The sequence below is a fragment of the Zhouia amylolytica AD3 genome, assembly GCF_000511935.2.
Lineage (GTDB): Bacteria > Bacteroidota > Bacteroidia > Flavobacteriales > Flavobacteriaceae > Zhouia > Zhouia amylolytica.
This window is the reverse complement of the sequence record NZ_AYXY01000026.1, coordinates 15,042-28,950: the sequence shown is the minus strand read 5'-3', so window position 1 is coordinate 28,950 and position 13,909 is coordinate 15,042. Positions and strand designations below refer to the sequence as shown.

Genomic DNA, 13,909 nt, shown 5'->3' with positions numbered 1-13,909 from the left:
GTATATGGCAAATAGGGCGTTCAGTGGTTTATGAAAGATCAGTGCTATCTACCAATAACGTCAAATCGTTGATTTAATTTTTAGAGAAAACAATAAATGGACACACCAATTGCTGGAAAAGACCAGATAGTTGACACCTATTATCCTACAATAGCGGATTTGGATGAGGAACAAGCTTTTCAGGAGTATGAAGACAATGTCTTGAAAACAAACAATATCTTCATATCGACTTTAGCTATGGATTTTCCTTCAAGCACCACTGCAAAAAAAAAGAAATTGATGAACATTGGAAGGAAAAGCTACCCAACCTTAGTCATATAAAGAGGCTCGACCTACGCCATAGAGTAGACCAAGACTACTTTGATGTCGTATGCAAAATGGAAAATTTAGAAGTTTTAAATATTAGGACTTCTACAGTTACAGACATCAGTTCAATCAAAAAGCTAACGAAACTAAGGGCCTTGTCTCTTAGCAATTTTTCTCGTTTGGAAGATATATCATCATTGATTGAGTTAAAATCATTGGAGAGTCTTTCAATTCTCGGGTCTTTTAAGGTTGTTAATTATGAACTAATAGGAAAAATGAACTGGTTAAAATCCTTGGAACTTGGTGGGGATACATTCGCTCCAAAAAATTTAATGTTAAAAAGTCTGGAACCATTTACTGACTTAAATGAACTAATTGAACTTAACATGTCCTGTGCATCATTAAGGGATAAAAATTACAGACCAATTTTAGAACTCAAAAAACTCAAAAGACTTGATGCACATTGGCGAATGAAAAACCAAGAAAGAGAGTTCATCCAAAATGAGCATCCATCGTTGCAATCAGGATTCTTCGTTGCTTATGATTTTGTCAAAAATAAATTTAAAGATAGAATTGAATGGTGGATAGGAGAATAAAAACTGTGCTCAATAATTAACATTCGTGTTGTCGGAACGGGTAAATAGGAGGCTGTTTTTTTGCAAGTATGGGAAAAAGCCCAGAGTAAGATTGGGGGGATTTTGTTTTATTTTTATAAATTGAGAATAAATATTATATGGTGTTTGTATATACGTTGTAACCAATTTAAAAACAACCCTCAGAAATGGACAACAATATCCTTCCAGTTGAATCAATTCAAGAAAGAGACGTTGACCTAATTTTACTTGAAGAATTTTCTACAGATAATAGCTTCTGTGAGTGGTTTGTTAATGAACTAGACCTACCTAAACTCACGGCAGTAAAGGGAGTCTGGAGAAGCATTTCCGATTTTGGCTTAGGAGAAACAGATATCCTTTTCTCCTATTACTCTACTGATAAAAAGGTATTTGTTCTAATAGAAAACAAATTAGAGGCCTCTTTTCAAGAAGAACAATCAGAACGTTATTCAAAAAGAGCAAAAAACTATTTAAACAACAATAACTGCGATCTAGCTTTTTCAATTCTAATTGCCCCTGAACTATACTGTGAAAATCAAAACGTATTTGAAAACTACCTAACCTACGAATCCATTACAAAAAGATTAGATTTCACAGGAACAAAAAGAAATCTATTTAAAAGCCAACTCCTTCAAATTGCAAGCGAAAAATCAAGACGTGGATATCAACCAGTGAATTCTATTCCAGTTCAAAAATTTTGGCATTCATATTGGAGGTTTAAGGAAGCTAACTATCCCAGTTTATCTATGAGAAAGCCTGACATTGTACCGCACAATAGCGATTGGCCCATGCTATATGACAATAGTTTAAAAGATATTGTATTTTATCATAAACTTAGACAAGGAAATGCAGATGCAACTTTCAAAGGATATTCCGAAGAAGTACAACATAAAATTAAAGAATTACTTCCTGAATGGGCAAAACTAGAAAAGCATGGCAAAAGTTTTTCAATTAGAGTTTATTCGGGAAAAATTGATAGAACAAAAGAATTTTCCGATCAAATTGAGATTGTAGAGAAAGGATTGCAAAACATGGTAAAACTAAGAAACTGGATAAAAGAAAATAAAAACTGGTTACAATAACTAATCATTCATGTGGTCGAAATGGCCAAACATGAATGTCGTGTTGGTTGAGCTAGGTTTGTTTTTTGCATAAGGGAAATCGAAGATTCAACGAAGTTAAACTGTTAGATGCTTCTAAATAAGTCTGATCTCTTTTTGGAAAGCGAATAATTCCCGTGACCGGTTGCAGAGGTTTTGTTTTGTGTATAATATCTGTAACCCCCCGCAGGAAACAAAAGGTTGTATTGCCCAAAAAGCAACTCTGTTTTATTATTATATTTGGAATAAAACTCACATTGAATACTATAATCTCCTAAATGAATAAATTTGATTACAACAAACCAGGAAATATAGAGAAAAAGATTATTCAGATACTTTCTGAACGCGACCATTTAGATTTTATGACAATAAGAGCATTATTCCCTTTTGGAATTACCTCTGTTGAAAGGAAATGCGAAGATCTTATTACATTGGGTTTGATAACAACAGAAAAAATTGATTCTGAGGTTAAATATGCTTTAACGGACGATGGTGCTCAAGCAATAACTCAAGGGATAGACCACTGGGTTATAAACAAAGTGTTTAATAACATAAAAAACAATTCATATACAATTACTAAATCAACACCAGGTCTTGAAAGATACGCTATAAAAAAATTAGAAAAAGAAGGGGAAATTTATTTAGAAGGTAAATTTTATAAAACTAAATTAGGTCAAAATACCGGCGCTGAAAATATTGTTCTTAATACTCCTCCCATAAATTCAAAAAAACAATCGAATAAAGGTTGGCTTACTATAATTGGTGATTGGTATCAAAAATATAGGGATGTTATTAATTTAATAGCTGCCTTAGCTACGATTTTTGGATTTATATTAGCAATATTCCAATTCTTTTAATCAAATAAAATTTGATTTATTATGACATTTCATAAACTTGCAGAATTAGTTCTTAAAGATTCTGTAGCCTTCCCTAAAAGTGTAGCCTTCCCTAAAAGTAAGACAGTTTAAAATTCGAATTTATTAACTTTAAACCGTTAAACTGTCAGATGAAAAAAAGTAGATTTACCGAGAGTCAGATCATCAAGATCTTAAAGGAAAACGAACGAGGTCGAGCCATTGGCGATATTGCTCGTGAATTGGGTGTAGATAAGAGCACTATATATTATTGGCGTAAGAAGTATGGAGGGATGGAGACTCGAGAGCTAAAACGCCTTAAGGAATTAGAAGAAGAAAACCGTAAGCTCAAGCAGATGTATGCAGACGCGAGCCTTGATAATAGAATGTTAAAAGATCTCTTGTCAAAAAAGTTCTAAGGCCTTCCGACAAGAAGCATAGAGCGGTTTATTTGATTAAGGAGTATCAGGTATCCATAAAGCGATCCTGTGATGTAGTAGGGTTAACCCGTTCCATGTGGTATTATCAAACTAAGCGTGATGTCGCGAGGTAATCGACAAGCTCTCTGAGTTGGCTGATAAGTTACCAACCAGGGGTTTTGATGAGTATTATAAACGAATACGTGGCGAAGGCCATCAGTGGAATCGAAAAACGGGTATTACGAGTATATCGTCAGATGAAACTTAAACTAAGACGTAAACATAAAAGCGTATCACAGATATAATAAAACATCCTTTAGAGACTCCAGAACAATTAAATCAAGTCTGGAGTATGGATTTTATGTCAGATGTTCTTTCTGATGGAAGAAAAGTACGTATCTTAAATATAATGGATGATTGCAACCGAGAAGTATTGGCTGTAGATCCGGGATTAAACTATCCTGCCAGGAAGTTGATTGAAACTTTAGAACAATTAGAAGAAGAGGTTGGGCCTCCACAAACTGTGCGTTGTGACAACGGCCCTGAGTTTTTATCCAAAACATTTAGTGAATGGTGCAATAGAAGACGCATTGAAATACGTTATACTCAACAGGGTAAACCAATGCAAAATGGATATATAGAACGCTTGAATAGATTTTATAGAGAAGATATATTAGATGCTTACTGGTTTAACGATTTACATCAATTACGATCATTAAGCAATAAATGGATGGAAGATTACAATAATAACCATCCGCATCAATCACTAGGGAATAAATCCCCTAGAGAATATAAACCCAGATTCGGAGAAGAACTCTTCCCCGAATCTAATGATATTAATGAAAATTTGTTGAATTTAGTTGTGTCTTAAATTGGGTAAGGCTACACTTCAATCTTTTTAGTATAATTACAATAATGAAAGTTATTACAGGCATAAAAATACCCGTAAGGACCTTTTCTTTCAATTAACTTACCATTATCACACCAACCACATTTTAAAGATGTGATAGGTTCGTTTGCTTCAATTTCTGTAACAAATTTTGAAGGATATTCATAACTTGATAAAATATGAACGTGCTTTTTTGCTCTTGTCATTGCAACATAAAACAAACGTCTTTCTTCTCCATTTGGAAATTGGTCTGCTTTCGACAATAAAAAGTTTAACAAAGGATCATCAGATATTTCAGAAGGGAAACCATAAGTACCAGAATTACCATTTAAGATTATGATATAATCGGCTTCTAAACCTTTAGATGTATGTACTGTTAGAAAGTTTATTTTAAGATTATGATTTTCTTTATATATGTAGTCGTATCTATTAAGTAGCTTATTGTATTCTTTAGTTATATGTTTGGAATCATCTATTATACGTCTTTCAAAATCATAACGTCCTAATAGTAATATTGAAACATCATTATCTTTTTCTTTCTTAACTATTTCATCAAGTGCTTGGTTTAATACTTTATGTGCTTCATTACTATTTCTTTCTGCATCATTGTATTTGTGAATGGTTAACGGATTTAATTTTGATTGCTTATTACTTTTTAAAGATTTTTCAATTTGATTTGGGTTCTTTAAAATAAAGTTGCTTGAAAGGTCAATAAGTTTATTATCAAATCTATATGTATGTTCTATATAAGACTTGTTTGTTTTTCTTTTAAATCCTGAAATTGTAGAAGCTTCAAAATATTCTGAAAAGCCTGTAAATACACCTATATCACTACCTGCGAAACGATAAATAGATTGCCAATCATCACCCACACAGAATAATTTTGTATTAGGTTTTTGGTCTAATAATGCTTTAATTAAATGGTATCTTGATTGCGATATATCTTGAAATTCATCAATGATAATGTATTTGAAAGGGGATGAAAATTGAGTATTTGAAATTAGAGTTGTAGCCATATTAATCATATCACTAAAATCAATTTCATTATGGTCTTTTAAGTAGTTTTCGTAATTCTTTAATATAGGTTCAAATAACTTTAAAAATAATGTTGCTCTTTGGTTATCCTCTTTTTTAGATCTAAATAAAAGATTATTAATAGATTCATTATTAGATTTAAACAATACTAAAAAGGTATTGAGTAATTGTGTAAATGTATCAATATCTTCAGGTGTGTTTTCTTGAATGTAATCCCAAAGTTCATCATCTGACATTGTGTTAAACTCTACACCTTTTTCTTCTAATTTATTTTTTAGACTTGATAAAAGAACACCCTTTTTTTGTTCCCAAGAATAAGTTTCAACAAGTGTAGTACCGTTAAATTGATGTTCATTTCTTTTCCAAGCAATACCCTCATTATAAACTTGTTTTGCAGATATACCTTCTTTTCCTTTAAACCAAGATGGAACATTGTTGTTTTCATCTATACCAAAATGTTCTATATATATGTTATATTCAGGTAAATAAAAATCTGGTTTATATTGGCCAAACTTTTTACTTGCTGTTTTGTACTGGTAACTTTCTTCGTACTTGTATTCAATATTATTTCTAAATAAAAAATTTGCTATCAGTACTTCTTCTTGACTTTTAAATCTTTCTCGATACTTTATATTTACACCATCTTTAGTTTTTCTTTTTACAATTTTATACCCTTCAAGTTTTTGTTCTTTTAGATAGTTTTGATGTTCTGCATCAGATTTAAAATCATGAATGTTTTTATAAGGTTTTAAATAGTATGCTAAAAAGTCTATTAAATTATTGAAATATGTCTTATTTGATTTAGCATTGGAAATAAAGGAAGAAAGTAGTTGTAAAATTTCCTTTTGTGATAAGCCAAAAATTGATGGTTTTTCATTTGTTGATTCAGCAATTATATCTAAACCTAATTTATGAAATGTTTTTACAGGTAGTGAAATATCCATTTTCTTTTGGATTCTTTCAGCCATTTCATCAGCAGATTTTCGAGTAAAAGAAATAAGCAATATTTCTTTAGGATTCACCCTTAATCTTTTGGTTAAATATTGAACCTTACCTGCTATTGTTAAGGTTTTACCAGAACCTGCTCCTGCTATAATCAAATTATTATCTTCGTTTACTACTACTGCATTTCTTTGTTGTTTATCTAATGATTTACCTTCAACATCACTTAATAATTCATCAACCTTTTCAAGTTCATTAGTAACGAAAATGTTATTTCTAACCTTAATTAAATCCTCAAAATTTAAGTATTCAGAAATAAACGTATCAATAAGCCTAATTTCTTCTTGAAAGTCTGGTAAGTCTTTATAATCAGTAATTTTTAACTTATTAAATAAAGCTGTGTAATTGGACTTAAAATTAAATGCATCGTAATTCGATAGATACTTTCTTTTATTTCTGAATGAATCAATATCAAGATTGAATTGTTTGATTTCGGTTAATTGTTTTTGAAGGCTTTTTTTTAGTTCCTCGCATTTTAACAAGTATTCCCTTCTACACTGACGCGCTTCTTCTTCAAGCCTTTTTTTCTTTTTAGCATTTGAATATGCTGAAACCGAAATAGCTGTTAAAGTAATACCACCAACTACAATATAACCTATCATTTAAAAAGATTTTGAAAAATTAATTGTCTATACCATTAATAAAAGTCTTTACAAAATCTTTTATTTTTTCGGTTATTCTATTGCTTATAGATTCACGTTGTAAGACACTTGGTTGCTTTTCTAATGCTTCAATTACCTCATCTTCGGTTGCCATTCTGCCGGTAAATAAATAATCGTTTATAATGTCTTCTACTTTGTCTTGTTTTAATGCTTCTTCTGAACTTAATGCTTGTAATGCTTTTTTAGTTTCTTCTTGCCAATAGCTTTTAAATACATCTTCAACAGCTTCACTATCGTTTATCTTAGGAAGATTATTTTGAATGAATTTTTCTATTAATACTCGTTTACTCCTTAATTCAGATTCTCCTGAAATTAAATCTATAATTTGCTTTTTCTGTTTTGCCTGGTCTTTTGGTTTAGCTTCTTTTAATTGCGCTAATAATCGCATTATGTAGGCTACATTAATTTCATCACGATGTATTAATTCTAATTCAAAATCAATTTCATCTAAAATAGATACTGATTCTTTTTGATTATTTGTTTTAATCTTATCGTGTAAGTCTAAATATTTACTTGTGTAATCTGCAAACTCTTGTTCTTTCATATAGGTATCATCAAAACTAAATTCAATAAATGATGATAGTATATTTTTAAGTCGCATTATTTCTCTGAAGGCTTTTGCAAATTCTAATTCGTCTTCTTCGGTAACCAAATCATTTACACTATCTACCGTTGGTGCAATACCCATTAATACCTTATAAGCTTCATTGAATTTCTTTACTTGCTCTTCATAAGGTGCTATTATAATGGTTTCTTGTGCATTTTTATCTGAAAACAAAGCAATAGCATCGTCTGTATTTTGCTTTAGATTACGGAACGCTAAAATATTGCCTTGTGATTTCTTTTCGTTTAATATCCTATTTGTACGAGAATAGGCTTGTATTAAACCGTGATAGTTTAAATTTTTATCTACATAAAGAGTATTTAAAGACTTACTATCAAAACCTGTAAGAAACATATTTACTACTAATAATAAATCAATCTGTTTGTTCTTAACTCTTTTTGAAATATCCTTTTTATAATTGAGAAATGCATTACCATCTTTAGTAGAATGTTTAGATCCAAATTGTTTGTTATAATCTGCAATAAACTCGTCTAATTTATCTCTGGAATGCTTATTTACAGGCTTATCATCGTTTACATCTTCTTCTTGAATTTGACCATTAGCATCTTTATCTTCTTCATTTACATTATAAGAAAATATAGTAGCTATATTTAAGTTATGTTCACCTGCTTCTTTTTTGGCTTTTAAAAGCTCATAATACTTTATTAGAATATCCACACTACTCACACAAAACATTGCTGTAAACGCTCTGTGACGGGTTTTACGATTGTGATTTGCTATTATGTAGTTGGTAATAGTGTTCAGATAATCATCACTTTCATATACTTCTTGCTTGTTTATATCTTCTACTTTAGTATCATCAATCCCCTCTTTTGACTTAAATACATTATAATATTCAATAGAGAATTTTAATACATTTTCATCTCTAATAGCATCTGTAATTACGTACTGATGTAAACACTCGTGAAAAAGGTTTGCAGTTGTTTGTTTAATACTTTTTTTACTAATCGCATTTTTTACAAATATTGGTGTTCCTGTAAAACCAAATAATTGATGATTTGTAAAGAAGTTTACAATACGCTTATGCGTATCTCCAAATTGTGAACGGTGACATTCATCGAAAATGAATACTATTTTTTCATCTTTTAAAACTTCTATTTGCTTTCTAAATTTAGCCTTTGATATGGCACTATTTAGCTTTTGAATAGTAGTAACTAATAAAGGTCTGTTATTGTCTAAAAATTGACTAATAAGCATTTTGGTGTTCTCTGTACCATCAATACTATCTTTATCAAATGCTCTAAATTCTCTAACTGTTTGGTCGTCTAAATCTTGTCTATCAACTACAAATACTACTTTTTTAATTTTAGGATTTTGAGTTATTATTTGACTTGCTTTAAATGATGTTAGTGTTTTACCTGAACCTGTAGTATGCCATATATAACCATTTTTATCACTATTCTTTATTCTATCGATTATTGATTCTACTGCAAAAAACTGATAAGGTCTTAATACCATAAGTGTTTTATCACTTTCGTGTAAAACTATGTATTTAGTAATCATTTTAGCAATATGACAAGGCTCTAAAAAGATATTTGCAAAAGGCTCTAATTGGGTGATTTTTTTATTCTTTTCATCACTCCAGAACGATGTAAATTTAAAACTCTGTTTTTGGCTATTTGCATAATACTTGGTATCTACACCATTACTAATTACAAAAATCTGTACATAATTAAATAGTGCATTATTAAAAGCAAATGATTCTTTTTGATAACGTTGTATTTGATTAAAGGCTTCTTTTAGTTCTATACCCCTACGCTTTAATTCTATTTGCACTAATGGTAAGCCATTAATAAGAATAGTAACATCGTAACGGTTTTCTCGTTTACCGTTGATTGTAATTTGATTGGTTACTTGGAATTGATTTTGACACCAGAAATCTTGATTAATAAACTCGATATATGCTTTATCTCCATTATCTTTTTGAAGCACATATTTATCTCGTAAGGTTTTGGCTTTATCGAAAATGTTACCTTTAGATAAGTGGATAACTATTCTTTCAAACTCTGAAGCTGTAAACGTAGTCTTATTATGCTTTTCTAATTGTGTTTTTAGGTTACTGAATAAATCACCTTCTGTTTTTATAACAACTGATTTATGACCCAAACTAATGAGTTGGCTTATTAAATTATTTTCTAATACTTGTTCTGGTTGTCTTGTCAAACTCCTAATTTTTTATTTATAATTAAAATGGCATATTAGTTGCGATTCTTAATATATGTAGTTCATATACAATTATAATTGTTGCACAAGTGAAACAAATTTTGTATTTTTGCAATGTTCTTTACCGTTGGTAGGGAATCTACAAAGGTCTTGAACGTTGAACCCGAATCAACGTTTTTTTTATGCTTAATTCTCACCGAAAAACTCAACTGTTTTTTCAAAATCTGGACCTTGTAAAATATTCTCTATATCGTTTTTCTCATAAGCTGTTACTAATTTAGCCTTTAAATAACCTGTAAATCTTATTACCACAACGTAGTTTTCTTTTACTATTGCTACACGTCTATCAGTATAATAAACTTTCTCGGTATTATTCCATCCTTTTTTTAATATAGCAGCGTTATCCATTAACGTTTCTTTTATCCAAAGCATTTTTTCAAGTCTGTTGAGAGATAAGATGGACTTGTCCTTTTCTTTTCTATTATAACTTTCAAAAAAACAATGTTCAAACATATCTTCATAAAATCTAACCTTTACACCATCAAAAGTCTCTATATCTTCTTTACAATATTCCTCATACCATAAAGCTCTCATTTTTTCTTCCCTTTCCTCTTCTGGAATTAAATGAGGTTTAATTTTTTTATAAGCCATTACCAACCACCTTGAAGATTAATTTTAAAAACATTAAATTTCTCTTCCCATTTAGGTGTTGGCTTAATTGCTTTACCTAAATAAGTGTTTTCAACATATTCAATTAAACCCAATTTTGCAGAACTTGTAATCTTATTGTTAAATTTCGCATTAGTTAAACCTGTTAATATGTCTGCCAATTGTATACCTAAAGATTCATCTGATGGCAACCCTTGAACTTGTTTAATATCAGATGTTAAGTTAGCATAATCTAAACATCTATATAGAACTTTTAATCTGCCTTTATCTCTATTTTCTTTTAAATCTAGAAAAATATTATAACTGTTATAATCATAAATCCAATGATGAAGTAATTGGTAGTAAAATTTATAAAAACCCAATTCGCCGTCTTTATCATTAAAAGTGTAATTATCAACCTTAATAGCTTCAATTAGAATAACTCTGAATCTTAATTGTTCAGTTTGAAAAAAGTAGTCAATGATCTCCTTGTGTAAATCAAAAAATTTAGGGGAAATTTTATTCCATTTCAATTCACGAGACACATTATATTTTTTTCTTATCTCATTAAACTTCTCTTTGAATATAGGCCTATAATTTGCTGGCATCCATATACCACCAATAGCTATATATAAATGAGCATCTTTTTGAGTTAAGGCTTCTAAACCGCTTTCATCACAATATACCTCGAAATCCATATCTCTAATTTTAAACAAACATTTGTTGTAATAAACCTTTTTTAAAGGCTTTACTATTTTCTATTTTGGTATTTAAAACTTCTATTTTAATATCTATATCTGATAAGAAATTTGCTATTTTGGTTTGTTCTTCAATAGATGGTATTTTTATTATTGTATTTCTTGCGCCATCAATAGTAAAAGTAGCTACCGTAGTAATAGATGCGTTATCTGATAATTGCTTACGAATAAATCGAGTGTTAAATTGTTGATGAAGAAATTCTGAATTTATCTTATTGTTTATTTTTATCCAAAGTACATTACCATCTTTAAAGTAAAATCTATCATCTTTTCTCACTTTGTAAGTCTTGCCAATTGTACCAACACCAGTTACAAGAATATCATTCTCTTTTGGTACACCATATTTTTTTATAAGTTCATCATACATTTTTTCTGTTATAAAAATTGGTGTTCTAAATTCTTTGTTTTCAGATAAACTAATTATCTCCCTTGTTCTATAAAATGGAACTCCTTTATCTTTCCAATCTTCCTGAATTACTCTTTTACTTGATTTGATTTTGCAAATATCTCCCAACTTCTTCACTTCCCATTTAGGAAACTCATTACCATTATCATCTTTAAATCGTAGTTCTTGACTAAAGATTTTTTGCATTATGCCTTTTTTGTATTGCTCTAAAAGTTCTTTCTTTTTAGTTAGTTGAGTAATTTTAGCATCTACATCAGTAAGAAATGATGCTATTTTTTGTTGTTCTGGAAGTTGTGGTATTAAAACCTTAATTTTTTCTATTTCTTTCTTGCTAATTTCTTTAAAAGTTGAACCATTAGCACGTTTATAGAGTTCATTTCTATAAACTTTTATTAAATCAAACACAAACTGATTAGAATTACTCTTATTTACAATCAATGACTGAAAACCTTGATTTGTTGTACACTCTTCTTGTGCTATTGCCACCTCACCAATAGTTGCTCTTGTTGTAAGCAGTATTGTACCTTTAGGTAATATTGTAGCAGAAGAATTATTTAACCCTAATTCTGTTATTTTTCTATTACTTTCTGAAACAACATTAAATTTAATTTCAGTTGGTGTAAACCAATTTATCTCACCATTCCAATATTCATCATTGGTAGTTGATGGTGTACCACCTCCTACAACTTTAGCAATGCTTTTTATATACTTCTTTTCCCAACTTGACGTAAATTCTGGAAACCTTAATTGTGGTATTAAACGCTTTTCCATATCAAAAAGGTGCTTTAATATTTAACTCTTTACAATAGGAAGCAATACGTTTGTCTGTTTCTGCTATTTCTATATCTAACGCTTGTATTTCTTCTGCAACCGCATCAATATCAATAGGCTCTTCATCTTCAAAAGTATCTACATAGCGTGGTATGTTTAGGTTGTAATCGTTATCCTTTATTTCCTGTAATGTAGCTCTATAACTGTATTTATCTATAACCTCTCTGTTGGTATATGTATCAACAATATCATCAATATGATTTGGTAATAATTTATTGTCTTTACCTTGTTTTTCAAAACCTTGTGATGCATCAATAAACAATACATCTTCATTAACTTCTCTACATTTCTTAATCACCAAAATACAGGTTGGAATACCTGTACCGAAAAAGATATTTGCAGGTAAGCCAATAACTGCATCAATATAGTTTCTATCTTCTATTAAATAACGTCTTATATGCGCTTCACTACTTCCTCTAAATAATACACCGTGAGGTAACACCGTTGCCATTATACCGTTTTCATCTAAATGATGAATCATATGCTGTACAAAAGCAAAATCTGCTTTTGTTTTTGGTGCTAATTTACCATACTGACTAAACCTATCATCAGTACTAAAAATACCTTTTGCACTCCATTTAGCAGAAAACGGTGGATTTGCTACAATAGCTTCTGCCTTTAAGTCTATTGCCATATGTTGAGGCTCTTCTAAAGTATCTTCTTGTTTAATATCAAACTGACGATAATTTACACCGTGTAGAATCATATTCATACGAGCCAAGTTGTAGGTAGTACGGTTTAATTCCTGACCGTAAAACATTCCTACATCATCAACTTCTTTGGCTACACGCAACAACAAGGACCCACTACCACACGTTGGGTCATATACTGATTTTAAACGCTTTTTACGAGTAGTAACAATTTTTGCCAATATGGTTGAAACTTCTTGAGGGGTGTAAAATTCGCCAGCTTTTTTACCTGCTCTTGATGCAAATTCGCCTATTAAATATTCATAAGCATCACCCAATAAATCACTTTCAGTGTCTTCTAATTGAAAGTCTATTGCATCTAAATGCGTAATAATTTTTGCAATAGTTTCATTTTGGGCTTTTACGTTTCTACCTAACTTTCCAGAAGTTAAATCTAAATCTTCAAATAGTTTTACAAAATCATCTTCTGATTCTGTTCCCATTGTACTTTGCTCAATATTGGTAAGAATACGCTCTAAATCTTCAATGATGAAAAACTGTTTTGCTTCATCAATTTCATTCGTTTGAATTTCTGATAAGTTGTTTCCTTTTTGAGCAATAGATGTAAATAATTCACTCGGTTTTAAAAAGTACCCTAATTCTTTAATACAGGCTTTTTTAACAGCTTCTATGTATAACTTACCATTATCTGAATTTTCATCTAATTGCTCGTAAGTTAAATTGTCTGGTGCTAAAATTTTATTAGCGTATATATGTAGTTTTTCTGAAAGGTATTTAAAGAATATAAAGCCCAAGATGTAGTTCCTATAATCGTCTGCATCCATTTTGCCACGTAGTAGGTTGGCAATAGCCCATAATTGTTTTTCAAGTAACTTTTTTTGTTCTTCTGACATTGATTGGTACGGTATATTTTAAAATGTTAAAAATAAAAAGATTTTTACCATAAT

13 protein-coding genes are annotated in these 13,909 nt (G+C 30.2%); 7 read left to right on the top strand and 6 right to left on the bottom strand.

Annotated elements, in window-relative coordinates:
- Positions 1 to 96 precede the first annotated feature (96 nt).
- The 7 genes from P278_RS13750 to P278_RS13725 all read left to right on the top strand — a co-directional run bounded on the left by P278_RS13750 (position 97) and on the right by P278_RS13725 (position 4,164).
- Positions 97 to 321 (top strand): hypothetical protein, encoded by a 225-nt coding sequence (locus P278_RS13750; RefSeq protein WP_038268125.1) that lies wholly within the window; start codon positions 97 to 99, stop codon positions 319 to 321.
- A 56-nt stretch (positions 322 to 377) separates the two neighbouring features.
- Complete coding sequence (locus tag P278_RS13745) at positions 378 to 902, top strand: leucine-rich repeat domain-containing protein (protein ID WP_038268123.1); 525 nt, start codon at positions 378 to 380, stop codon at positions 900 to 902.
- A 185-nt stretch (positions 903 to 1,087) separates the two neighbouring features.
- Complete coding sequence (locus P278_RS13740) at positions 1,088 to 2,002, top strand: PD-(D/E)XK nuclease family protein (protein WP_038268120.1); 915 nt, start codon at positions 1,088 to 1,090, stop codon at positions 2,000 to 2,002.
- Positions 2,003 to 2,298: 296 nt separating this feature from the next.
- Entirely contained in the window at positions 2,299 to 2,877 is a 579-nt protein-coding gene (locus tag P278_RS13735; RefSeq protein ID WP_038268117.1) for a hypothetical protein, read from the top strand.
- 149 nt (positions 2,878 to 3,026) lie between these two features.
- The gene (locus P278_RS13730) at positions 3,027 to 3,293 is read left to right on the top strand and encodes a transposase (RefSeq protein ID WP_038268115.1); all 267 of its coding nucleotides are present in this window, start codon (positions 3,027 to 3,029) and stop codon (positions 3,291 to 3,293) included.
- Between the two features lie 182 nt (positions 3,294 to 3,475).
- Complete coding sequence (locus P278_RS16845; protein WP_262507905.1) at positions 3,476 to 3,598, top strand: hypothetical protein; 123 nt, start codon at positions 3,476 to 3,478, stop codon at positions 3,596 to 3,598.
- Between the two features lie 47 nt (positions 3,599 to 3,645).
- On the top strand, positions 3,646 to 4,164 hold the full coding sequence (locus P278_RS13725; RefSeq protein WP_082436177.1) for an integrase core domain-containing protein: 519 nt from the start codon (positions 3,646 to 3,648) through the stop codon (positions 4,162 to 4,164).
- An 11-nt stretch (positions 4,165 to 4,175) separates the two neighbouring features.
- Here P278_RS13725 and P278_RS13720 read toward each other — a convergent pair whose 3' ends face one another.
- The 6 genes from P278_RS13720 to P278_RS13695 form a co-directional block, all read right to left on the bottom strand.
- Positions 4,176 to 6,821, bottom strand: a complete 2,646-nt coding sequence (locus P278_RS13720) for a UvrD-helicase domain-containing protein (protein WP_051413582.1) — start codon at positions 6,819 to 6,821, stop codon at positions 4,176 to 4,178.
- A 19-nt stretch (positions 6,822 to 6,840) separates the two neighbouring features.
- Positions 6,841 to 9,669: a type I restriction endonuclease subunit R gene (locus tag P278_RS13715; RefSeq protein ID WP_038268113.1), complete on the bottom strand. Its 2,829-nt coding sequence runs from the start codon at positions 9,667 to 9,669 to the stop codon at positions 6,841 to 6,843.
- Positions 9,670 to 9,855: 186 nt separating this feature from the next.
- Positions 9,856 to 10,320: a hypothetical protein gene (locus P278_RS13710; RefSeq protein ID WP_038268110.1), complete on the bottom strand. Its 465-nt coding sequence runs from the start codon at positions 10,318 to 10,320 to the stop codon at positions 9,856 to 9,858.
- Positions 10,320 to 11,015, bottom strand: a complete 696-nt coding sequence (locus P278_RS13705; protein WP_038268647.1) for a DUF3800 domain-containing protein — start codon at positions 11,013 to 11,015, stop codon at positions 10,320 to 10,322. Before P278_RS13705 ends, P278_RS13710 begins: the two co-directional genes overlap by 1 nt.
- A gap of 10 nt (positions 11,016 to 11,025) precedes the next feature.
- Complete coding sequence (locus tag P278_RS13700) at positions 11,026 to 12,252, bottom strand: restriction endonuclease subunit S (protein ID WP_051413581.1); 1,227 nt, start codon at positions 12,250 to 12,252, stop codon at positions 11,026 to 11,028.
- Position 12,253: 1 nt separating this feature from the next.
- Positions 12,254 to 13,855 carry a type I restriction-modification system subunit M gene (locus P278_RS13695; RefSeq protein WP_038268108.1) on the bottom strand — a complete coding sequence of 534 codons (1,602 nt, stop codon included), beginning with the start codon at positions 13,853 to 13,855 and terminating at the stop codon, positions 12,254 to 12,256.
- Positions 13,856 to 13,909: the final 54 nt, after the last annotated feature.